The organism is Bacillus sp. EB106-08-02-XG196 (assembly GCF_013396335.1).
GTDB lineage: Bacteria > Bacillota > Bacilli > Bacillales > Cytobacillaceae > Neobacillus.
The window spans coordinates 29322-51282 of the sequence record NZ_JABWSY010000028.1 but is presented as its reverse complement, the minus strand read 5'-3'; the positions used below and the strand labels follow the sequence as shown (position 1 = coordinate 51282).

The 21961-nt window shown below is 38.2% G+C and carries 22 protein-coding genes and 1 tRNA gene; 1 reads left to right on the top strand and 22 read right to left on the bottom strand.

From position 1 onward, the window contains the following. Positions 1-321 precede the first annotated feature (321 nt). The 16 genes from lysS to spoIIE all read right to left on the bottom strand — a co-directional run bounded on the left by lysS (position 322) and on the right by spoIIE (position 17817). Positions 322-1806: a lysine--tRNA ligase gene (gene lysS / locus MLOOGBEN_RS28055; RefSeq protein ID WP_179161531.1), complete on the bottom strand. Its 1485-nt coding sequence runs from the start codon at positions 1804-1806 to the stop codon at positions 322-324. Between the two features lie 208 nt (positions 1807-2014). Beyond that, positions 2015-3013 (bottom strand): tRNA dihydrouridine synthase DusB, encoded by a 999-nt coding sequence (dusB, locus tag MLOOGBEN_RS28050; protein ID WP_179161530.1) that lies wholly within the window; start codon positions 3011-3013, stop codon positions 2015-2017. Between the two features lie 18 nt (positions 3014-3031). After that, positions 3032-3238: a helix-turn-helix domain-containing protein gene (locus MLOOGBEN_RS28045; protein WP_179161529.1), complete on the bottom strand. Its 207-nt coding sequence runs from the start codon at positions 3236-3238 to the stop codon at positions 3032-3034. Continuing rightward, positions 3190-3717, bottom strand: coding sequence for a 2-amino-4-hydroxy-6-hydroxymethyldihydropteridine diphosphokinase (gene folK, locus MLOOGBEN_RS28040; RefSeq protein ID WP_179161528.1), 528 nt, complete (start codon positions 3715-3717; stop codon positions 3190-3192). Before folK ends, MLOOGBEN_RS28045 begins: the two co-directional genes overlap by 49 nt. A 2-nt stretch (positions 3718-3719) precedes the next feature. Beyond that, positions 3720-4079: a dihydroneopterin aldolase gene (gene folB, locus MLOOGBEN_RS28035; protein ID WP_179161527.1), complete on the bottom strand. Its 360-nt coding sequence runs from the start codon at positions 4077-4079 to the stop codon at positions 3720-3722. Beyond that, the gene (gene folP, locus MLOOGBEN_RS28030) at positions 4072-4845 is read right to left on the bottom strand and encodes a dihydropteroate synthase (RefSeq protein WP_179161536.1); all 774 of its coding nucleotides are present in this window, start codon (positions 4843-4845) and stop codon (positions 4072-4074) included. The genes folB and folP overlap by 8 nt, the downstream gene beginning before the upstream one ends. Before the next feature lie 644 nt (positions 4846-5489). Then, positions 5490-6416, bottom strand: coding sequence for a cysteine synthase A (gene cysK / locus MLOOGBEN_RS28025; RefSeq protein WP_179161526.1), 927 nt, complete (start codon positions 6414-6416; stop codon positions 5490-5492). Between the two features lie 149 nt (positions 6417-6565). After that, positions 6566-7444 carry a peptidyl-prolyl cis-trans isomerase gene (locus MLOOGBEN_RS28020; RefSeq protein WP_179161525.1) on the bottom strand — a complete coding sequence of 293 codons (879 nt, stop codon included), beginning with the start codon at positions 7442-7444 and terminating at the stop codon, positions 6566-6568. 20 nt (positions 7445-7464) lie between these two features. Continuing rightward, positions 7465-8343 (bottom strand): Hsp33 family molecular chaperone HslO, encoded by an 879-nt coding sequence (gene hslO, locus MLOOGBEN_RS28015; RefSeq protein WP_179161524.1) that lies wholly within the window; start codon positions 8341-8343, stop codon positions 7465-7467. Positions 8344-8357: 14 nt separating this feature from the next. Beyond that, complete coding sequence (locus MLOOGBEN_RS28010) at positions 8358-9143, bottom strand: type III pantothenate kinase (RefSeq protein WP_179161523.1); 786 nt, start codon at positions 9141-9143, stop codon at positions 8358-8360. 230 nt (positions 9144-9373) lie between these two features. Beyond that, entirely contained in the window at positions 9374-11320 is a 1947-nt protein-coding gene (gene ftsH / locus MLOOGBEN_RS28005) for an ATP-dependent zinc metalloprotease FtsH (protein ID WP_179161522.1), read from the bottom strand. Positions 11321-11408: 88 nt separating this feature from the next. After that, on the bottom strand, positions 11409-11957 hold the full coding sequence (hpt, locus tag MLOOGBEN_RS28000) for a hypoxanthine phosphoribosyltransferase (protein WP_179161521.1): 549 nt from the start codon (positions 11955-11957) through the stop codon (positions 11409-11411). Positions 11958-11980: 23 nt separating this feature from the next. Further along, entirely contained in the window at positions 11981-13369 is a 1389-nt protein-coding gene (gene tilS / locus MLOOGBEN_RS27995; protein WP_179161520.1) for a tRNA lysidine(34) synthetase TilS, read from the bottom strand. Positions 13370-13524: 155 nt separating this feature from the next. After that, positions 13525-14535 carry a protein kinase domain-containing protein gene (locus MLOOGBEN_RS27990; RefSeq protein ID WP_179161535.1) on the bottom strand — a complete coding sequence of 337 codons (1011 nt, stop codon included), beginning with the start codon at positions 14533-14535 and terminating at the stop codon, positions 13525-13527. Continuing rightward, positions 14504-15241, bottom strand: coding sequence for a vWA domain-containing protein (locus MLOOGBEN_RS27985; protein WP_179161519.1), 738 nt, complete (start codon positions 15239-15241; stop codon positions 14504-14506). Before MLOOGBEN_RS27985 ends, MLOOGBEN_RS27990 begins: the two co-directional genes overlap by 32 nt. A 95-nt stretch (positions 15242-15336) precedes the next feature. Beyond that, entirely contained in the window at positions 15337-17817 is a 2481-nt protein-coding gene (gene spoIIE, locus MLOOGBEN_RS27980) for a stage II sporulation protein E (RefSeq protein ID WP_179161518.1), read from the bottom strand. Positions 17818-18064: 247 nt separating this feature from the next. Here spoIIE and MLOOGBEN_RS27975 point away from each other — a divergent pair. Then, positions 18065-18138, top strand: a tRNA-Met gene (locus tag MLOOGBEN_RS27975). Between the two features lie 111 nt (positions 18139-18249). On the opposite strand, the gene MLOOGBEN_RS27970 is transcribed toward MLOOGBEN_RS27975, so the two are convergent. The 6 genes from MLOOGBEN_RS27970 to yabN all read right to left on the bottom strand — a co-directional run bounded on the left by MLOOGBEN_RS27970 (position 18250) and on the right by yabN (position 21957). Continuing rightward, complete coding sequence (locus tag MLOOGBEN_RS27970; protein WP_179161517.1) at positions 18250-18693, bottom strand: S1 domain-containing RNA-binding protein; 444 nt, start codon at positions 18691-18693, stop codon at positions 18250-18252. A gap of 88 nt (positions 18694-18781) precedes the next feature. Continuing rightward, on the bottom strand, positions 18782-19174 hold the full coding sequence (locus MLOOGBEN_RS27965; RefSeq protein WP_179161516.1) for an FtsB family cell division protein: 393 nt from the start codon (positions 19172-19174) through the stop codon (positions 18782-18784). A gap of 13 nt (positions 19175-19187) precedes the next feature. Then, on the bottom strand, positions 19188-19820 hold the full coding sequence (gene yabQ, locus MLOOGBEN_RS27960) for a spore cortex biosynthesis protein YabQ (RefSeq protein ID WP_179161515.1): 633 nt from the start codon (positions 19818-19820) through the stop codon (positions 19188-19190). Further along, complete coding sequence (yabP, locus tag MLOOGBEN_RS27955) at positions 19817-20119, bottom strand: sporulation protein YabP (RefSeq protein ID WP_179161514.1); 303 nt, start codon at positions 20117-20119, stop codon at positions 19817-19819. Before yabP ends, yabQ begins: the two co-directional genes overlap by 4 nt. A 90-nt stretch (positions 20120-20209) precedes the next feature. Then, complete coding sequence (locus MLOOGBEN_RS27950) at positions 20210-20479, bottom strand: RNA-binding S4 domain-containing protein (RefSeq protein WP_179161513.1); 270 nt, start codon at positions 20477-20479, stop codon at positions 20210-20212. Positions 20480-20496: 17 nt separating this feature from the next. Continuing rightward, positions 20497-21957 (bottom strand): bifunctional methyltransferase/pyrophosphohydrolase YabN, encoded by a 1461-nt coding sequence (gene yabN / locus MLOOGBEN_RS27945; protein ID WP_179161512.1) that lies wholly within the window; start codon positions 21955-21957, stop codon positions 20497-20499. Positions 21958-21961: the final 4 nt, after the last annotated feature.

The following is a 21961-nucleotide window of genomic DNA, read 5'->3' as shown; positions in this document are numbered from 1 at the left end:
TTGGCTTAGCTTTTATAAAAAGCTAAAAAATTGTTTGTTGACGTTCTTGTTTGTTTAGTTTTCAAAGAGCAATTAATCATATCGCCCAAAAGCGACTTAATCATCTTACCAAGTTATCAACTTAATGTCAACAACTTTTTAACTTCTTTTTTTAAAAATGTTGTTTGTTTCGCAACAACAGATATTAATATACCACCATTGATTCTTCAGTGCAATACCTTTTTGAACTTATTTGTCCAATATACTAAAATAACAATTTTCAATTTTCTTTTAGCAAGAAAACAAAAAAGCACCAGTTGCCCAGTGCTTTCCATACTAATATTATCGATGACGCATTAATGGGAATAGTAGTACGTCACGAATGGATGGAGAATTAGTTAATAACATAACAATCCGATCGATACCGATTCCCAATCCACCCGTAGGAGGCATTCCATATTCCAAAGCCTCTACAAAGTCCTCGTCCATTTCATGTGCTTCATCATTACCCTGTTCACGCTCTTTTAATTGCCCTTCAAAACGTTCTCTTTGATCAATCGGGTCATTTAACTCAGTAAATGCATTAGCATGTTCACGAGCAACGATAAATAATTCGAACCGATCCGTAAATCTTGGGTCTTCTTCATTTTTCTTAGCAAGTGGTGAGATTTCAACCGGATGGCCATAAATGAAAGTTGGCTGGATTAACTTTTCTTCAACCTTTTGCTCAAAGAATTCATTAACAATATGACCATATAGCATATGTTCGGTAATTTCTACCCCATGTTCCTTCGCAATCGCACGGGCTTCTTCTACACTCATCTCTTTCCAGAAGTCTACACCTGTGAATTCTTTTATTGCATCAACCATGTGTAATCTTTTCCACTCTGGTTCGAGGTTCACTTCATACTCTCCGTACTGGACAGTAGTTGTTCCTAATACTTCTTTAGCAATGTGGGCAATTAAATTTTCAGTCAGACTCATAATGTCCTGGTAATCCGCGTATGCCTCGTATAGCTCAATCATCGTAAACTCTGGATTATGGCGGGTAGAAACACCTTCGTTACGGAAAACACGGCCAATTTCGTATACTTTTTCAAGGCCTCCAACGATCAGACGCTTTAAGTGCAGTTCAATGGCAATCCGCATGTAAAGTTCCATATCTAGTGCATTATGGTGAGTAATGAAGGGTCTTGCTGAAGCACCACCTGCAATAGAATGCATCATTGGTGTTTCCACCTCTAAATAGCCATGATTATCTAAGTAACGACGCATCGATTGAATAATTTTGCTTCGTGTAATAAAAGTAGATCTGCTTTCTTGACTCATAATGAGATCTAGGTAACGTTGTCGATAGCGCTGTTCTACATCCTTAAGCCCGTGAAATTTATCTGGCAGGGGACGAAGAGCCTTTGTCAAAAACTCAAACTCTTGAACTTTTACAGAAAGTTCACCGACCTTTGTTTTAAATAACGTACCCTTTACACCAATGATATCTCCTAGATCCGATGAATCAAATACTTCATAAGCCTCCGCACCAATCGCATCAACTCTTACGTATACTTGAATTTGCCCTGTGAGGTCTTGGATATTAGCAAATCCCGCTTTACCCTTACCGCGTTTCGTCATTATTCTACCCGCAAGAGTAACGGAAACATCTTTCGCTTCAAGGTCTTCTTTTTCTAATTCAGCATATCGCTCTACTAATTCTTTAATATTATGAGAACGATCATAACGCTTCCCAAAAGGATCAAGCCCTCTTTCACGCATGGCGTTCATTTTATCACGTCTGACCTGCAGCTGGTCATTTAATTCTTCTTGACTCATACCTAATCAACTCCAATTACTTTCTTTTTATGTAAACCTTGGTTACATGAGACGCACAATCAGTTTTTCTACATACTTTATTATTTTACACAAACTTGAGAATTCAGACATCAAAAAAGTTCTTTATAAATAAAAACTGCCAGTATTTCACTGGCAGTCATGTGTTTAAACAAAGCTATTATAGAAAAAGAGCAGTAATATGTCAACTTTAGCCAACGGTTACTTGGCTTTCCTTCTCTTCTACGTCTGCGACCATATCATTTAATAAGGTAACCAACTGATCACGGGTATTACACTCATTAATCGCACTTCTTACTTTTGCATTGCCTTTTACACCTTTTAAATACCATGCTGCATGTTTACGCATTTCTCTTACCGCTACATACTCACTTTTCAAAGCAATTAAACGATCGAGATGTAAAATACATACATCCATTTTTTCTCGAACGGAAGGCTCGCCCATAAGTTTACCCGTTTCAAGGAATTGAACAGTACGGTAGATCATCCATGGATTTCCTAGAGCTGCTCTCCCTATCATTACACCATCTACACCAGTTTCATCGAGCATTCTTTTGGCATCTTGTGGGGTTCGCACATCGCCATTCCCAATAATCGGGATATTTACGGACTGCTTAACTTCTCGAATAATGTCCCAGTTTGCTGTTCCTTCATACATTTGAACACGCGTTCGCCCATGAAGTGCAATAGCTTGGCCGCCGGCTCTTTCTACCGCTTGTGCATTTTTAACAGCAAAAATATGTTCTTCGTCCCAACCCATACGCATTTTAACAGTTACAGGTTTTTCTACTGCATCTACAACCGCAGATACCATCTCATAAATTTTATCTGGGTCTAACAGCCATTTCGCTCCAGCGTCACATTTTGTGATTTTTGGGACAGGACAACCCATATTGATATCAATAATATCCGCATTCGTATTTTTATCTACAAATTGCGCTGCTTCAACAAGAGTTTTCTTTTCGCCGCCAAAAATCTGCAGGCTTAATGGTTTTTCACGTTCATCGATGTAAAGCATATTCATCGTCTTTTCATTTTTAAGTACGATTCCTTTATCACTGACCATTTCCGCACAAACTAAACCAGCGCCGAACTCTTTAACCGTTAGACGGAAGGCATAGTTACAGACACCAGCCATTGGTGCTAAAACGACTTGATTTTTCATTTCGATATTGCCGATTTTCAACATACGATCATCCCTCCCATTCTATTCGTTTGGCGATAGTTCCTCTATGGTAATATTTAAGGTTTGACCGATTTTATTTAGCAACTCACCTGTAGGCAGGCGGTTCCCTCTTTCGATTTCTCCTATAATTGATACTGATACACCAAGTTCCTTCGCGAAGCTTTCTTGTGTGTAGCCCTTTAGCTTCCGATAGGCTCGAATACGTCTTCCCCATTTTTCCGCTTCCATATTCGGACTCCTTCTTTGTTAGGTAATTCTTTGATCCATGCTTCAAGTGGTTTATCTGTATTTGGAATGATTATGTCAGGTTTTATCTCTGACAAAGGAATCATGACAAAATTCCGCTCTAGCATCCGTGGATGCGGAATAATTAGTTTCTCTGTTTCAATATTTTCTTGGTTATAGAGGAGAATGTCAAGGTCAATTGTTCTTGGCCCCCATACAATTTCCCTTTTTCTTCCAAGTTCTAGCTCAAGTTTTAAACAAATATCTAGTAATTCATGGGCACTGAGCGAAGTCATTACCTCAATCACCATATTTAAAAATAAATCTTGATCCTCGTATCCCACAGGTTCCGTTTCATAGACGGAGGAGATATTTACCATTCTAATTTCAGGATGATTTGCAAGTTGTTTTATTGCTTCTGTCAAATAATCATACCTGTTTCCGATGTTAGATCCAAGGGCAATAAATGCTGTATTTCCCATTATTATCTTCTCCTTGTAATTTCAACTGCAACAGACCGATAATGCCCAGGTATTGGCGGATCTGGTTTGATAACCTTTACAGTTGCTTCAGAAACAAGAGTAAAATGCCTCAAAACGGTTTCTGCAATTTTTTCCGCTACTGCTTCAACAAGTTTATACGGTTTTCCCTCTACGATTTCTTTACACACCTGAAATAACTCACCATAGTTTACCGAATACTCTAGTTCATCACTTTCACCGGCTTTTTTTAAATCTGCCGCCACCATTAAATCTACAATAAAGCGCTGGCCAAGTTTTGTTTCCTCAGGAAAAACACCATGATACCCATAAAATTCCATTTGGTTTACAAATATTTTATCCAAGGCTAACTCCCTTCCCCAATAGAACATCCATCATTTTTGCCATTCTGCTCATTTCCTTAACATCATGTATACGAATGATCTGGCACCCCTTTTGAATTCCATAACAAACCGTTGCTCCAGTCCCTTCCATTCTTTCCTTTACTGGAAGATCAAGCGCTTGTCCAATCATTGATTTTTTTGATGTTCCTAAAAGGACAGGGTAGCCAAGAGCCGTTAGCGTATCCAGATTCTGCATCATCATAATATTTTCATTCAAGTCTTTAGCAAAACCGATTCCCGGGTCTAAAATAATCTGATCATCTCGTACTCCTGCTTGTTTGACGATATTGATACTCTCGTAAAGGTCATTTAACACGTCTCTTATGAAAAGGGAGTAGTCTCGGTCATTTCGATTGTGCATGAGGATAATAGGGACATTATATTTTGCAGCCACCGCTGCCATTCCTTCATCTGCCTTTGCACCCCAGATATCATTAATAATATGGGCACCCGCTTCAATCGCGCTTTGGGCAACCTTCGCTTTATATGTATCGATCGAAATAGGAACCTTCACATGTTTAGATATGGCTTCTATGACTGGAACTATACGCTCAATCTCTTCTTCCTCAGAAATAACAGTATATCCTGGACGGGTAGATTCACCGCCAATATCAATGATATCAGCTCCATTTTCAACCATTTCTTGGGCATGCTCAATGGCGTGTTCTATACTATTGTATTTTCCCCCATCTGAGAATGAATCAGGGGTTGCATTTAAAATCCCCATGATATAGGTTTTTTTACCGAAGTCTAACTGATATGGTCCGCATTTAATACTGTAATTTCCAGATGTTTGCACCCTTAAAACCTCCACTAATTTTATACTTCTTACATCATACAAGAAAAATGTTTTTTAAAGCAAAAGCTGTGTTATTATTCATTGTTGATTTTCGTGTAGGGTTGATCATTCATAGGCGGAGAATTTCCGCCTATTGTATATAAAGGATCCTTAATAAGCATATATAAGCGGAAATATTCCGGTTAACTGCTTTAATTAAGACAAAATCCAATGATTTGGATCCAATAAGCGGAAAAACGAGACTGTCGATTAACTCATTTAACCTTTTAGAAAACGAAGATTCCAACTATTTTCTACCTAAATAGATATAAAAAACTATAAAAAGTAGCTAAAAAAGCAAATATTTGGTCACAATTTCATCAAATTGGAGTTGCTGAATTTCACTTGCATAATTAATCGACAGTCTCAAAACTCCGCTTATTATGAAGGTAAAAATGGCTATTTCCCAATTTAAACGGAAATTCTCCGCTTATTTTCCAAACACAGTAAGATCAATATTCAGCTTTAAACAGCCAAAGCAAAAAAAAGAGGCTTAGCTCTATGCTAAAACCTCTCCTAAGTTACTAATTAGCCTAGCCTTCATATTGGTAAAGAGGTGTACTTAAATAACGTTCTCCATTATCAGGAATAATCGCAAGTACTTTTTTACCTTTTCCTAATTCTTTCGCCACTTTTAATGCTGCAGAGATAGCTGCACCTGAAGAAATCCCTCCAAGAATTCCTTCCTCTCTAGCTGCACGTCGTGATGCTTCAAATGCTTCATCTGCAGTAATTTGAATCACTTCATCATAGATATCTGTATTTAAAGTAGCTGGAATAAATCCTGCTCCAAGCCCTTGAAGTTTGTGCGGACCAGGTTTTCCTCCTGACAATACTGCTGAATCAGTTGGTTCAACCGCATAAATTTTAACATTAGGGATTTGTTCTTTAAGAACACTTCCTGCTCCTGAAATAGTACCGCCTGTACCGATACCTGATACAAAAGCGTCTAAATCTGGCATTTGCTCAACAATTTCCTTACCTGTTGTTCTTCTATGAACCTCAGGATTGGCCTCGTTTTCGAATTGCTGCGGCACAAAGTACCCATTCTCAGCAGCAATTGCATTCGCCTTAGCAATCGCACCTTTCATTCCTTCAGGTCCTGGTGTAAGTATAAGCTCGGCTCCGTATGCACGCAGCAAGTTTCTTCTTTCTAAGCTCATTGTTTCAGGCATTACAAAAATTGCTTTGTACCCTTTAGCAGCTGCAATCATTGCTAAACCGATACCAGTATTTCCACTTGTAGGTTCAATAATTGTGTCGACTCCAGGCTTAATTAAACCCTTCTCTTCTGCAGCTTCAATCATCGCTAATCCAATACGGTCTTTTACACTGCTTCCAGGGTTAAAATATTCAAGCTTTAGATATACCTCTGCACTGTTTTCATCTACTAATCTGTTTAATTTCACAATAGGAGTTTGACCAACTAAATCTGCAATTGAATTCGCTACACGTACCATTAGAGCACCTCTTCCTTATTCCGAGTATTTTTATTGGTATTATAGTAAATCTATCAGTTTTCTACTGGTTTTGTCAACCGTTATACTGTGTAAAAATTCCAAAATTATTAAATGAAAACACAGAAAAATATTTCTGTGCTTCTCTTGAGTTAGTCCTCATTTCCGTAAAACCAATCTACTTTTGTTTCTTCCCAAAAGGTTGTGGCAGAGGCTGATGTTTTCATTTGTTCAAGCGCGATTTCTCTGCGTATTTGCTGTTTAACATCCTTATAAGCGTACTTTTTCCCCTTCATTTCCCCTTCAAGCTTAACAATAGCATAGCCTTGTTCCACTTTAATTGGCTCACTCCAAGCACCCTTTTTTAACTTCTTTATTGCATCAAGGTATTCAGAAGGATACCTTTCATCCCCCTCCATAATATAACCGATGTCTCCGCCTTCATTGGCAGAAAATTCTTCAATGGACCTTTCCATCGCTAGAGCAGCAAAACTTGACCCTTGGGACAATTCTTTGATTGCATTTTCTGCTTCATTACTTGATTTCACAATAATATGTGATAAATGATAGGCGGTGGGAATTGCGAATAGTTCCTTATTCGCTTCAAAATATGCCTTCATTTCTTTTTCAGAAACCTTTACATCTCTGGTTAAAATTTCTTCCTGAAGCAGACTATTACGAATATGCTCTTTCCACTTTTTCTCCGTAGTCTTTTTGTTTTCAGCTGGCGAACTGTATGTAGTTTGAAGGATTCTATACTCACGATCTACATCATTCTCTGAGACCTTAATATTATACTTGGCTGCCATTTCTTTAATAACCTTTTGATCAATCATGTCTTTTAGTACATCTTTTCCGTATCGAGACTCTAACTCATTAAGCCACTCTTGCCTTGTAATTTCACCTTTCCCCACGGTAGCAACGACTTCATCATTATTTGTTTCTTTCCCTTTTGAAAGGAAAAAGACAATCGTTAGACAGTTCAATAATATAAGCACTGCAATAACGATCCAAAGCTTCTTTCGTCTCAAAAACTCCTCCCCCCGCGTTGTTATTTTGCCTGGCTTTTTAGTTCTTCTAGTTCTTCTTTCGTGAAGAGATATTTTTCATTGCAAAAGTGACAATGAGCCTCTGCCTGTCCATCTTCTACAATCATATCCTCAATTTCACCTTTACCCAGGCCGACAATTGCATCTGCAAATCGGTTCTTTGAACACACACACCGAAATTGAACAGGCATTGTTTCTAGTACATTTACTTGCTGCTTTCCGAACAGCTCCTCCAAAATTTCTTCTGGAGTAAGACCTTGTTTTACTAATTTAGAAATTGGAGGTATCGTTTTTAAACGCTCTTCTACCTTGGTAATGGTTTCATCCTTTATTCCCGGCATTAATTGAAAAATAAACCCGCCCGCTGCTAGGATGGTATCATCCGGATTTACCAAAACACCTACCCCAACAGAGGAAGGCACCTGTTCCGAAGTGGCAAAGTAATAGGTGAAGTCTTCCCCTAATTCTCCAGAGACGATGGGTACTAGACCTGAGAAGAAATCACGAAGGCCCGTATCCTTTACAACCGATAGTGTACCGTCAGTGCCAACCGCGCGGCGAACATCTAACTTCCCATGCTCATTTGCTTCAAAGTCTACTTCGGGGTTTGAAACATAGCCCCGGACATCCCCTTTTGCATTACTATCGACTAAGATGACACCAATCGGTCCGCCTCCATCAATTTTGATGGTTAATTTGTCTTCACCCTTTAACATTGCCCCCATCATAACTCCAGCTGTTAGGGATCGTCCTAGGGCCGCTGAGGCAGTCCGCCATGTTTGATGCCGGCGCTGTGCTTCAGAAACTACCTCCGTTGTACGTACTGCATACGCTCTGATTTGGCCATTATAAGCCAAAGCTTTTACTAAATAATCAGTCATTATGTAACTCCTTTCTAGTTGCTAGTTCTTATGTTCTCCATATTTCTTTTATAGATAAGCTGTAATCCTTTTAATGTTAAAAATGGATCAACGATGTCAATAATCTTTGATTCCTGTGCAATTAATGAAGATAAGCCTCCTGTAGCAATGACGGTCGGTTTTTGTTCACTCTGATCCATCATTCTTTTTACAATACCTTCAACCTGACCTACATAACCATAGACAATTCCAGCCTGCATGGCCGCTACTGTATTTTTCCCAATTACACCTTCAGGACGGGCTATATCAATTCTTGGCAGTTTGGCCGCCTTCGAATATAGAGCCTCCGTTGAAATGCCAATCCCTGGTGCAATAGCACCGCCCATATATTGACGTTGTTCATTGATATAGCAATAAGTTGTTGCCGTACCAAAATCAACAATAATCAACGGGCTCCCATATTCATGAATAGCAGCAACCGCATTAACGATACGGTCAGCCCCTACTTCTCTAGGATTTTCATATTTTATATTAAGACCTGTTTTCATCCCTGGACCTACTACTAACGGACTGAGTTGGAAGTATTTTTTACACATTCTTTCTAGAGCAAACATAATAGGCGGAACAACTGAAGAAATGATAATTCCATCTATTTGGGAAAACGAAAGACCAGAAGCATCAAATAGGGATTTAATAATCATCCCAAATTCATCCTCTGTTCGGTTTCGGTTTGTTTCAACGCGCCAATGATACTTAAGTTCTTCCCCATTATATACACCTAAAACAGTATTTGTATTACCTACGTCAAATACGAAAATCAACAGAATCACTCACTTTTCTGATTTTTCTTTAGGGCTCTTTTTGTAAGAAAAGAGCTTGCAAACTTAATTTCAAGCACAAAATAGTTTGTCTCGCGTTAAAATCGGCTTTAGGATTTTAACAACAATCTTTACGAAAATAACCTTTTTAACTATTCTGCAAACATCATATCATAATTACTTTTATCGTGAAAAAAAAAGAGTGCTTTTTTGTAAGCACTCTTTTTAAAACATTACTTATCCTCTGTTTCAGAAGGCTGATTGGCTGTATCTTCATCCTTCTTCGTATTGATCGTTACCTTCACGTCATCTGATTTTTTCGTATCAACTTGCACACTTTCTAGTTCAGAAGCAGATTCTGGCATACGGCCATTTTTAATTAAATAATCGATTTGTTCTGCATTAAGCGTTTCGACTTCTAAAAGAGTCTTAGCAATCAGGTCAAGTTTATCACGATTCTCAGTAAGAATTGTTTTAGCTCTTTCATAACATTCTTTAAGAATGCGTTGAATTTCTAGGTCAATTTCAAAGGCAATGGCATCGGAATAGTTTTGCTCATTATGAATGTCACGTCCTAAGAATACCTGACCGCCTGAAGCCTGACCGAATTGTCCTACTCCAAGCTTATCACTCATACCAAATTCAGTAACCATTTTACGAGCAATTCCTGTCGCACGTTGAAAGTCATTGTGAGCTCCAGTACTTACCTCACCAAAGACAATCTCTTCTGCAACACGACCACCCAATAATCCAACAATTTTATCGAGTAATTCAGGCTTCGTCATAAAGTAACGATCTTCCCTTGGAAGCATCACTGCGTATCCGCCAGCTTGACCACGAGGTACGATTGTAACCTTATGAACCATATCTGCCTCATTAAGGATTAAACCTATTACTGTATGCCCGCCTTCATGGAAAGCAACAATATTGCGTTCTTTCTTTGAGATAACCCGAGTCTTTTTAGCAGGACCCGCAATTACCCTGTCCGTTGCTTCATCAATATCTTCCATGTCAACCTTCTTCTTATTCTGACGAGCAGCAACTAAAGCTGCTTCATTTAATAAGTTTTCTAGGTCTGCTCCAGAAAAACCTGGTGTACGCATAGCGATATTTTTTAAATTAACTGATTCATCAAGCGGTTTATTCCTTGCATGCACTTTAAGGACTGCTTCACGGCCATTTACATCTGGACGATCAACGGTAATCTGACGGTCAAAACGTCCTGGACGTAATAACGCAGGGTCAAGGATATCTGGACGGTTTGTAGCAGCAATAATGATAATTCCTTCATTTGCCCCGAATCCATCCATTTCAACTAGTAATTGGTTCAAGGTTTGCTCACGCTCATCGTGACCCCCGCCTAAACCAGCACCACGTTGACGGCCGACTGCGTCAATTTCATCGATAAAAATGATACATGGAGCATTTTTCTTGGCATTTTCGAATAAATCACGTACACGTGATGCACCGACCCCAACGAACATTTCAACGAAATCAGAACCACTAATAGAGAAGAAAGGAACACCAGCTTCACCTGCTACGGCACGCGCAAGTAATGTTTTACCTGTACCTGGAGGACCTACAAGAAGTACTCCTTTTGGAATACGGGCACCAAGTTCCGCAAATTTCCTAGGATCCTTAAGGAATTCTACCACTTCGACTAATTCTTGTTTTTCTTCATCTGCTCCAGCAACATCCTTAAATCGAGCTTTCTTCTTGTCATCATTGTAGAGCTTGGCTTTACTCTTACCAAAGTTCATGACACGGCTTCCGCCGCCTTGAGCTTGATTTAATAAGAAGAAGAATAAGATAAAGATAATCACAAATGGAATAATGGAGGTAAAGAATGTTACCCATCCACTAGTTTCTTTAGCAGGCATAACTTCTACTTTCGAACCTGCTTCATCAATTCGTTCTAGAATTTTCTCACTGTTTGGTACGTATGTTAAGAAGTTCTTACCGTCTTTTACCCCTTTTTCAAACTGCCCCCGAACTTCAAATACACCACGTTCAGGCTGCATAGAAAATGAATCCACTTGATTGTTTTCTAAATGTTCTACAAACTCATTGTAGGAAATGTTATCCGTAGGTTCATTGCTGCCATTGAAGAAGCTTACCACGCCAATTATGACTAAAAATATCAATAAATAAAAGATGGTATTACGGAAAATCCGATTCATCTCTTACCTCCTCCCGCGATAAAAACTTTTTTAGATAGTATCATAGAAAATCATTCCAATTCTTAAATTACTCTGTTTTTAGTTTCACTTAAAGATTATCGCTATATACTTCCGGTTTTAAAACACCAATATATGGAAGATTCCGGTATTTTTCGATATAATCTAAACCGTAGCCAACCACAAATTCATCTGGAACAATAAAACCTACATAATCTGCTTTTATTGCACTCTTCCTTCCTGTTGGTTTGTCAAGCAGGGTAACAATTTTGATTGATTTTGCCTTTCGGTATCGGAATAAATCAACGAGATAACTTAATGTTAAGCCGCTATCGATGATATCCTCAATAAGTAAGATGTCTCTTCCCTCTACTGAAGTATCTAAATCCTTTAGGATTTTCACTTCTCCAGAAGAAACCAAACCAGAACCATAGCTTGAAACATCCATAAAATCCATTTCTAGATAACAATCCATTCGTTTTAGTAAATCAGCCATAAATGGCATTGCACCCTTTAGAACACAGATAGCAAGAGGAACAGTGTTTTTATATTCCTCCGTTAATTCAGCCGCTAATACCTTAATTTTTTCCTGAATTTCTTCTTCAGAAACTAACACCTTTTCAATATCCTGATTCATCATAAATTGTGCCTCCTAGAAGATCATTACTTATTATATGTGAGTAGTATATACTGACTTGTTGAATCATTAATGCCTTCGATGGCCGATTTTTTCAATCCAGGAAGCCATAGAATCCACCCATTTTTATCCGTTATAACAGGCCATGAATCTCGATCCTGAATAGGAACTTTACTATCGATAAAAATATCTTTTAGTTTTTTAGTTCCAGTCATTCCTTTCGGGTTCATGCGGTCCCCTATTTTTCTGTTTCGAATCTCGATGGGCAGCTTAATCTTGTCAGCAGGAAATAGTGCATAAAATCCTTTTGTTTCAATGTTTTCTTTATCATCCATTACATCCATTCTAATACTTGCCCCATTAGGTAATTTAATCACACCAGGTCCTGATAATTCAAAGGAATAAGGTGTACTCGCTTTCACATCAAATTGGAAGGAAAGCTGTGAATACGAACGAATCACTTTTAATCCATTGGGAAGGTCAAGTGCTCCAGAAGGATGGCGATTTCGAATTAAAGATAGAATATCATCAATATGTAAAGCAGAAAGTGACACAGGTATTACTTTGTAAAGATAGTTTAATATTAGTTGAATACCTCTTCTTTGTAAAGGAATTGGCATTTCTAGAAAAGGGATAATGTCAATGGTAATTTTATTTCCATCTCCCATTTTCATTACTTTATTCATTCTTTGGACAGTTAATTCCTGAAGAAGTATTTCATCATTCTGAACATCTTCACTAAACCGCTGAAAATGTTCATGGACATTTTGATTTTCTACTTTTAAAAAGGGTAGAACTTCATTTCTAAAACGATTCCTGCTATAAATACTTTTTTTATTACTTGGGTCTATTCTAGGTACTAAATTTTGCTGCTGACAATATTCTGCAAGCTCCGTCTTCGTTAAAGATAGGAAAGGGCGAATAATAAATCCATTCCCAAAGGGTCTCGTGAACGGAATCCCTGCTCTCGCAGCACCAGAACTCCCCCTAGTCAATCGCATTAAAATTGTCTCAACTTGGTCGTCACCATGGTGACCCACGGCTAAAAAGTCATAATCATATTTTTCCATTATTCCTTCAAAAAACTCATATCTTGCCTGCCTTGATGCCAGTTGCGAGTTTTTCTTTGTTCTCTGAATGATTTCAGGAACATTTATTCGTGCCATTTCAAAAGGGATTTCCTTTTGTTCACAATAATCTTTCACGAATAAAGCATCTTCAAATGATTCTTGACCACGGAACATATGATCTACGTGTGCCGCTACAATGGAAAGGTTTTTCCTTTCCTTTTGCATCCAAAGGAAATGAAGCAATGCCAATGAATCTGGGCCGCCAGAAACTCCAACCACCAACTTTTTATTTTCTATTTGAAATGAAAGGCGATCTAAAAAGGCAGCTACTTTTTCTTCTAACATTTTGCATTCTTCCTTATAAAGATTCTTTGAAAATTATTTTGAATATCACTAGCTTACCACTTTAATGACAAAAGTATCAAAAACAAAGACCTAATTGATTAGGTCTTTTTTTCCTTCCCTTTTATACGAAATGTTGAACCTTTGGTTTCAAAAATTTATAAAAGTTTTTGAAAAATATACAATAAGTATAAAAGTGCAATGAAAATTGTAATACTGATGGTTTCGAACCAGCGGCTTTTTTTCTTCTTTCTTCGGTAAGTCTGCCTGCTTTTAGGATGGCTTACTGGCTGGTTTACCTTTTGTTTTTGATGGGTACTAGTGGTACTAGTCACTGGTTTTTTAGCTCCAGGATGAATATTTTTGTTATCCATTACCAGTGATAATAACTCTGTTCTCATTTGGAGTGCATTCGAGTATTGTCCATGAAGTGCTTTTACAATGACTTTTTCTAGTGGAAGCAGGTCCTTCTGTTTTCGAATGGCTTCTCTCAGCTGGGAAATTCCACCCGTTGTTTTATTAAAACGTTTTGGGTAGGCAGTATTAATCATAATCATTGCGACAGCAAATAAATCATAAGCGTGATCGGCTTTTCTTGTTCCCAATCCCCAGTACCCTCTATCATAAAACTCAGTAAACTCCTTAATGGCTCTTCCTTGAAGTGTTGTTCCACCGACATCAATGCACCTAATTCTAGGGGTTTGCCCAGTAACAATTAGGTTTTCTGGCTTTAAATCCCCAAATACCCAGCCATTTTCATGCAATTTATTTAAGTCATTTAACAATTGCAGCAAGAGAACATTTGTCCAAGATTTGCCTTTTCTTTGAAGAAAGGTCAGCAAATCTGGTCCTTGAATATATTCCATGGCATAGAATGAAATCTGCCCTCGGTTACTATTCCAATCATCTACATCAAGCAAAGAAGGTCCGAGGGTTGACCCTTGGACCTTCGCAAACGACCTTAATACATTTACCTCAGAGGTAATAGACATCCCGTTATCACTCATCTTTAACGCTACTTGCGTATTCTTAAACTTTGCAAGGTAGACGATGCCGTTTGCTCCAAATCCGAGTTCCTTTAGAACTGTATATTTGTTTGAATGCCACTTTCCAGTGATTATAGTGCCAGGTGATACCTTACATCGACTCTTCAATGAATGATTCATCATCACCGGTCAAAAGACTCCTTAATGAACGTTTTGAATTAAATGAAGTTAGTGCTGTACGAATTGCAGGACCTGTTGGAGTAATTCCTCCAGTAGTAAGCTGGGAGAAGATACTTGTCAAAGATTGTAGCTTTGGAGTCCAGTCTAGAATTTTTTCGACATCATTCTTTTTCCCGGGAAATACAAAAACTGCAAACTGATTATCACCTGTACGTGCGTTCAAGCTTAATGAAAGGTCAAGTAGAGCCTCTTTTACGGTAGGAAGCTTGTGTTTCATACTTGCGCTAGTATCGACAAGAATCAACACCTCTAATTCGACAGTTTCTCCAAGTTCATCGACCACTTCCATTACTTCTCCTCTTTTCTCAGGAGGAAGATCTTCAATGGTCTGTGAGCGGCCAAGAATTTGCTGTAATTCCCGGTTTACTACACCTTGGATTGTCTGGGTCATTGCTTTCCTTGTAACCATTTGGACCGTTTGTGAGAGGGCTTGAGCATAAACGATTTGACTGACTCCACCGCCAGACATGGCTATTCCTTCAATTTCCGTCATTCCCTTTTCATCAATTACATCCTGCTCCATAACACCGATAACATTTACGGAAATACCTTGTTCTTTTGCGAGCGCCGCCATCGCAATAGGATCTTCCCCTTGATTTGAACAGCCGTCCGTTATTAATAGAATCTGACGAATTTTTCCTGTATACATACTCATTCTCCCTCCACTTTTCGAGTTACTTTCATTTTCGACACGGTGGAGGGGATTTATACATAATCAAAGGATAAACAGCATAAAATAATTGATTACGCTTGTTTCTTCATTTTCGTAACAGGAATACTAGCCCATTTAGGTGTATTGTGTTTAATTTTTGCCACTGCAATAGTCATATCATCTCCAATTAAGTTATCCCGAGAGCGAATTACTTCTTCTAGTATTAAGTCAGAAATTTCCTGTGGGTCATTTGTTTGTAATTCTTGTATTTTTCGTTTCATCCATAAGTCGTAGTTTTCTACATGTTTAGGACCCTCAAATATTCCATCACTCATCATAATGAGCAAATCGCCTGCCTTTAATTGCTCACTAACCACATCTACTTCAAATTCCTCTAGTATACCAATTGGCAGATTACTAGCTTGGATTTTTATTACCTTATTTCCCCTTTTTATAAAACTAGGAGTGGAGCCAATTTTTAAGAACTTCGCTGAAGCATTTTGCAGGTCAATCATGGCTAAGTCTAATGTCGAAAAAATTTCATCTGTCGTTCGAAGGGAAAGGATTGAATTTACTGACTTAATGGCAACTCTTTCTTCAATTCCGGATTGCAGTATTTTTTGTAAAAGCTGCAGTGTCTCTTTGCTTTCATAATGAGCTCTTTCCCCATTCCCCATGCCATCACTTATCGCGATTGCAAACTTCCCAAGCCCTAATTCCATAGTTGAAAAGCTGTCACCTGATACAAAACCACCATCCATGGCAGCATGAGCCATTCCTGTTTCCACCGTATAAGCTTTTGAGGAACGAAAGATTACATGGCAGAAACCGTTCGGGTATGCGGCGCATTCCTCAGAGCTGACGATAATCTGCTCACCGAGGATATCAGAAAGCATAGGTGCAATTAATTTCTCACACTCACCATGTCCATTACAGAAAGGAACGGACATTTCGATATCCACATTTCCCGACTCTAGACTATAAATCTCAACATGTTCAACATGAACACCAAACGCTTGAATCGCCTCCATAATTTGTTCCTCTTGTTTGTGATGGTTTTCTCTTTCGCGCTGAATCTCCTTTGCGAAGTTATCCATTACCTCTGACACTCCTAGTAGCTGATCGGCAACAAGCTTTCTACTTTCCTGAACCTGTTTCTTTAACTTTTGGTTTGCTTGGTAAAAGGTCAACTCTTGCCCGACTGCTTCATACACTCTTTTTGACCGAGTACAGTGCTTATCCCACTCACGAGATAATTTGGGTGAAATGACGCCATCATTTTGGTCCATTTCATGAATAATTTCTTCCAAGTATCCATAAGTGGTATTAAAATTCTTCGCCCAACACTGCTCCTTCTTAAAGCAGGTGTTACATGTTTTTTCCGTTACATGACTCATAAAAAAATCCATTTCACGTGCATCTTCGTCAACACTAGGCTTTACTTCCATTTGTGAAAAACTTTTTGAAAGTGCATGGAAGACATTAGAGAACTGAGCAACCCGCTGTGCTGTCACATCACGCATTTTCCTCATATATTTTTGTTGTTCGGTTGTGTATTCTGGGGTACCTGGTATATATTTGGCGAGCTTAGAGGTAAATATCTGGGGCGTTAATAGGAAAAGTAAAATAGCTGCTCCGGACTCCAAAAGTGTAATGGTCAAGGAACCGGTACCGCCCTCCTGACCATACATTCCAATTAAGAGTGTTGAAATAAACAAGCCAATTGCAACCCCTATTTTTTTTCCTTCTTTTAACAAGCCGCCTAATACCCCTGAAAAGGCAAGTAAACTCATGTGATAGAAACTTGAAACACTTGCAAGGCTAAAGATTAAACCGGTAACGACCCCAACCGTCGAACCAACCGTTGCTCCGGCAATAAAAGAAAATACTAAAACAAGGTAGCGTGACAGAATATGCTCAAGTGATAAATCGTAAATCTTCCAGCCGATGGTTCCTGTCATAATAGAAGCAAGCATAATAATTAAGCAAACAATCTCCTCTGTTTTTAACAACTGCCTGCGCTTATTTAAAATTAATAAGGGGATGCTCTGTAAAAAGATAAGCGTTAGGATAAAGGCAAGACTAGCCTGAACTCCAACCATCATAGCGTCATATAATGCAAGCTGCTTAGAGATAATAAAAGCTTCGGCTAATTTTCCTGTTCCTAAAATAATGGCCACAAAAAAGGGAATCATTCTCATCTCATTCTTAATCCATCTTTCACTAATTCGGTAAATGATTAGAAAAAGGATGGACACCAAAAAGGTAAAAGCGGCATTCTTTAAGGAGACAGTTGCAGCACCCGCAACCAACCCTACTAAGGCAAGTGGAGACCGATCTCTTTTTATCAGAAAGACTGCTGCGAAAAACGGCAGACTAAAGGGCGCAAGCGTGGACAATATCAAAGCTCTTCCTAGTAAGAAACCTACTATAAGTAAAAGGTAACCTTTTACAAGGAAGAATGATTCAATTTTTAACTGGAATTTTTTCAAGACGCTGTCCCAAGACCATTTAGAGGATTTAAAGTTAACCTCTCCGACCGGTTCTAGTAAACTCCGTTCTAGCTTTTCCATAACTCACACTCCTCTACTAATTCTTGTTAAAGACTATTATAGAATTAATAGATTCAAAATTTTGTCAGATTAGTGAACGTATGCAAAGTTTCGTTCGACGGTTTCCACTATATTTATTCAATTAATGTTGACAAATTGAAATGATGTCGGAATATTGGAGCAATTAAATAGGTATTTCCATTTAAATAAAAATTCATTGACACCTTGTTTTATCCTATGTATTATATAACTTGTGTCTTAAATACTTGGCGGTGTAGCTCAGCTGGCTAGAGCGTACGGTTCATACCCGTAAGGTCGGGGGTTCGATCCCCTCCGCCGCTATAACGAAAGGAAGCATTGATTATTTCAATGCTTTTTTTTATTTATAAACAACAAAAAAGACAAGCCGCTAGACCTGTCTTTGATAATTAATATTTTAATATAAGCAGCAAGTTAACCCCTTTTAGCTCCTCTTCCGCCACGCTTAGATTCAGTATGACGTTTTAAAGAAGTTAAACGATCCTCACTATCTTTTAAAAACTTCGCCATTTTTGACTCAAAAGTCTCTACTTTAGGAGCATTTCGATCGTTTGACCTGTTCTGACGAGGGCGTTGTGAATGTGAGCTCGATTGTGAACGGGATCTTTGCGGCGCCTCTGGTTTATCTATTGCTTTTTTTATAGAAAGTCCAATTTTCCCATCTTTTTCAACATTCATGACTTTAACTTCTACTTGGTCACCAACTTTAAGATGGTCATTGATATCTTTCACATAACTGTCAGCAACCTCACTGATGTGTACGAGTCCAGTTGAGCCATCAGGCAGCTCCACAAAAGCTCCGAAATTTGTAATCCCTGTGACCTTTCCTTGTAACTTGCTGCCTACTTCGATTGACATAAAAAGAATTTTCCTCCTTAAGAAAATAAAAAAATCATACTTACTTTATATTATACAAAATGGGAAAAATAAGTGTCAATAAGACTAGTTATTGGTTGTTTTTACCTTTATTTTCTTCCGGAATGTTAAAGATGATCTCACCGTTTTCGGAGAAGAAATATTCTTTTCTGGCAAGCTTAGCAAGGTAATCATCATCGTTTAACTTAACGATATCTTCTTTCAAGATTTCCTGTTGTTTTTTTAATTGAGTCATCTGTTGTTCCAGCTGTTTCTTTTGTGCCACTTTTTTATCTAATGTGGAGGACTGGGAAATAAAGCTAGTAATCATTAAATAGGACATCAAAGCAGCAAAAACTAAGAACAAGGAAAGTCTTCTGAAAAGCAGCTTTCTTTTTCTAGCTGATGCAATTTCTGCAATTTCTTGCTGGTGTACATAAGTGGTTTGCATTTTCGCTATATTCTTATCTCCTACTGAACTCATTTCCCTTCCCCCCTTATTTTTTTGGTTTTTTCCATTTTTTAATTAACTTTAGTAAATAATTCTTGATTTCCATAAAAATTCCTGCCATTTTATTATATAACTTCTCGACGGATTTTTTAATAGTTTTCGGCAAAAGTTTCCATAGAAGTAACATTATTTTTACAATTGGTACCCAAATTACCTTTAGAACAACCAGTAAGATCTTTAAAACAAATTTGACAAGGGAAAAGAGCCCCCTGCCAAGTAAGATGATAATCGAAATAACCAACTGGATGAGACCAAGGACAGGTTTATAGATAAGTAGTTGAAACGCTCTTCTCATAAATCTATAAATAGAAATTACTGTGTTGATTATGACTTCAAGCAGTTTCAGATAAGTACCTTTAAATAAACTTTGATAGGCAGCAAAACCACAAAGGAGGGCAACAAAAGTGTAAAAACGTAATTCTCCATTGTTTACAAGGAATAAAATATAAAAGATAATCAGTGCTTGAATGACCCAAAATAACAGGTCATTAAAAAAAACAATCCATGACTTTCGATTAGGGCGATTTAAGAAGCGCTGGTAGGTATCAAACATTACACCAAACAGTGAACCCATCCCAATCATCGAAAGCATGGTGAGGAATTGAGTGGAGAGGGTCATCGGAATAACTTACTAAAGAACCCTTTAGCTTTCTCCCCATGCTGTTCGTCTAAGTAAACTAAATCAAATACCTTTCCCTTAATGGAGACAATTCCTTTTTCAACATCCAAGTTTTTCATTTGAAGATTTTGCCCTTTGATTGCTAAAAAACCCATAGAGGTTTCTAATAAGAACTCCTCATTATCAAAGCTTTCTACTTGTTTAACACCTGTTATATCGAGAAGTTTTCTTCCTCTCATGATGACATCATGCTCTGGAACAGTGCTTTTGACAGGGTTTGTTTCATAATATTGGCTCATTATTCATCCCTCACAATCATTTGTACAACCTTTATTACATTTTTATGTAAAGGGTAAATGAATTAGAACAAGCCTTTATAGTTGTTACAATTAGAACTGTGATTCTCCGATTCTTTCTTCTTTGATAATCGTGTACATTTCAGCAGCAGCTTCTTTTCGAGTGGTATCTTGGATCTGATCGATTCTTGCTGTAACCATTCTTTGACCAAGACGAATTGTCAGTTCATCACCAACTTTAACCGTTGAACTGGCTTTTGCCTCTTTTCCGTTTATGAGAATTCTCCCCTGATCGGATACTTCTTTTGCCAATGTTCTTCTTTTGATTAATCTCGATACCTTTAAATACTTATCTAGTCTCATTTAATAATCCCCCAATTCTATAATCCCTTTGATTTTGCTTCATCCCAAAACCGGTCGAGCTCCTCTAAGGAATGATCCTCTATCGGCTTTTCGCTATTCTTTACCTTTTCTTCAATATAACCAAACCTTCTAATAAACTTTTCATTGGTTTCAAATAATGCTTCTTCAGGATGGATTTTCAAAAACCTTGCTACGTTAACAAAGGCAAACAGGATATCGCCGAATTCTTTTTTAGCATTAACAAGACTCGCTGTCTTTATCTCATTCTCAAATTCCTCAAGCTCCTCTTTCACTTTCTCTAAAGCTGGTGTTATTTCCTGCCAATCAAAGCCAACTTTCGCGGCTTTCTTCTGGATTTCGTATGCTCTTAATAAATTGGGCATTGACATGGATATCCCATCAAGAAGAGAGGTTTCTGTCTCACCTTTTTCCTGCTTCTTTATTTCCTGCCAGTTTCGAAGGACTTCTTCTGAGTCTTCAACTACTCTATTTCCAAAGACATGTGGATGTCTGCGAATCATTTTTGTAGAGAGCGCCTCTATTACATCATCGATTGCAAAATAGCCTTCATCCTCCCCAATCTGGGCGTGAAGCATCACTTGAAGCAAGACGTCCCCAAGTTCTTCGACTAAATGATCAATATCCCCACTGTCGATTGCCTCAATTACCTCATACGTCTCTTCAATCAGATATTTCTTCAAGGATTCATGGGTTTGTTCCTTATCCCAAGGGCAGCCATTTGAACCTCTTAATACTGCTATGATTTCTCGCAGCTTAGAAAAATTTTTCAGCAAGATTTGTTCATCTTGAACTGGAGGAACATAGACAGAAGTAAGGTTATCAAGAGTTACTTTTCGATCCAATTCATACAAAGGCACCCGCTCAAGTCTTTCATTGCTGCTTCCTGCTGCAGAAACAATGACCACTTCATAATCATCAGGAAGTCGTTCCATAAGCGTCAGCTTAATATTAGAGGCTACAAACTGATCATAAACCTGACTGATAAACATATGCTGATCGATTTGCAGCTGGTTGGAATGAAGAGAGGTTCCATCAAGAAGTTGAAAACCGTCCACTGGATCTATTTTTAGCGATTGAAAGAGAGCATCAACAAAGCTTTGACCCCCGCCTATGATGATATCAATATCGTCTTTAGGTCCATACTCCAAAAGTAACTGGACGGTCCGCTCGGCAACAAGTGGATGACCAGGCACTACATACGTCACCTGTTCCCCGTTTGCTTTTTGAAGTAAGGTTTGGACAATCTCCTGATATACTTCCTCAAATTGGTCATGCTTTTCATAGATGGAATCAAAGGATGTATAGTTCAGTCCCTCATGAACTAATTCATCGACAACAGGATGTTCTTTCGTCCTTAAATAAACATGTTTTGCACTCTTTAATTTTTTGTAAACACCAAAGGGGAGCTGTTCAAGGTCGCCCGCCCCCAAACCGAGTATTTCAATTGATTTGCCCATAATT

Bases quoted from the DNA above. Each gene is read 5' to 3' on its own strand.
- tilS (WP_179161520.1), bottom strand. From the start codon at position 13,369: ATGTTAGAAGAAAAAGTAGCTGCCTTTTTAGATCGCCTTTCATTTCAA.
- yabQ (WP_179161515.1), bottom strand. From the start codon at position 19,820: ATGACCCTCTCCACTCAATTCCTCACCATGCTTTCGATGATTGGGATG.
- MLOOGBEN_RS27985 (WP_179161519.1), bottom strand. From the start codon at position 15,241: ATGTATACAGGAAAAATTCGTCAGATTCTATTAATAACGGACGGCTGT.
- yabP (WP_179161514.1), bottom strand. From the start codon at position 20,119: ATGAGCCAATATTATGAAACAAACCCTGTCAAAAGCACTGTTCCAGAG.
- hpt (WP_179161521.1), bottom strand. From the start codon at position 11,957: ATGATGAATCAGGATATTGAAAAGGTGTTAGTTTCTGAAGAAGAAATT.
- MLOOGBEN_RS27990 (WP_179161535.1), bottom strand. From the start codon at position 14,535: ATGATGAATCATTCATTGAAGAGTCGATGTAAGGTATCACCTGGCACT.
- spoIIE (WP_179161518.1), bottom strand. From the start codon at position 17,817: ATGGAAAAGCTAGAACGGAGTTTACTAGAACCGGTCGGAGAGGTTAAC.
- MLOOGBEN_RS27970 (WP_179161517.1), bottom strand. From the start codon at position 18,693: ATGTCAATCGAAGTAGGCAGCAAGTTACAAGGAAAGGTCACAGGGATT.
- folK (WP_179161528.1), bottom strand. From the start codon at position 3,717: ATGGGAAATACAGCATTTATTGCCCTTGGATCTAACATCGGAAACAGG.
- yabN (WP_179161512.1), bottom strand. From the start codon at position 21,957: ATGGGCAAATCAATTGAAATACTCGGTTTGGGGGCGGGCGACCTTGAA.
- MLOOGBEN_RS27950 (WP_179161513.1), bottom strand. From the start codon at position 20,479: ATGAGACTAGATAAGTATTTAAAGGTATCGAGATTAATCAAAAGAAGA.
- MLOOGBEN_RS28045 (WP_179161529.1), bottom strand. From the start codon at position 3,238: ATGGAAGCGGAAAAATGGGGAAGACGTATTCGAGCCTATCGGAAGCTA.
- lysS (WP_179161531.1), bottom strand. From the start codon at position 1,806: ATGAGTCAAGAAGAATTAAATGACCAGCTGCAGGTCAGACGTGATAAA.
- folP (WP_179161536.1), bottom strand. From the start codon at position 4,845: ATGGGGATTTTAAATGCAACCCCTGATTCATTCTCAGATGGGGGAAAA.
- ftsH (WP_179161522.1), bottom strand. From the start codon at position 11,320: ATGAATCGGATTTTCCGTAATACCATCTTTTATTTATTGATATTTTTA.
- hslO (WP_179161524.1), bottom strand. From the start codon at position 8,343: ATGACTGATTATTTAGTAAAAGCTTTGGCTTATAATGGCCAAATCAGA.
- dusB (WP_179161530.1), bottom strand. From the start codon at position 3,013: ATGTTGAAAATCGGCAATATCGAAATGAAAAATCAAGTCGTTTTAGCA.
- MLOOGBEN_RS27965 (WP_179161516.1), bottom strand. From the start codon at position 19,174: ATGAGTTCAGTAGGAGATAAGAATATAGCGAAAATGCAAACCACTTAT.
- cysK (WP_179161526.1), bottom strand. From the start codon at position 6,416: ATGGTACGTGTAGCGAATTCAATTGCAGATTTAGTTGGTCAAACTCCT.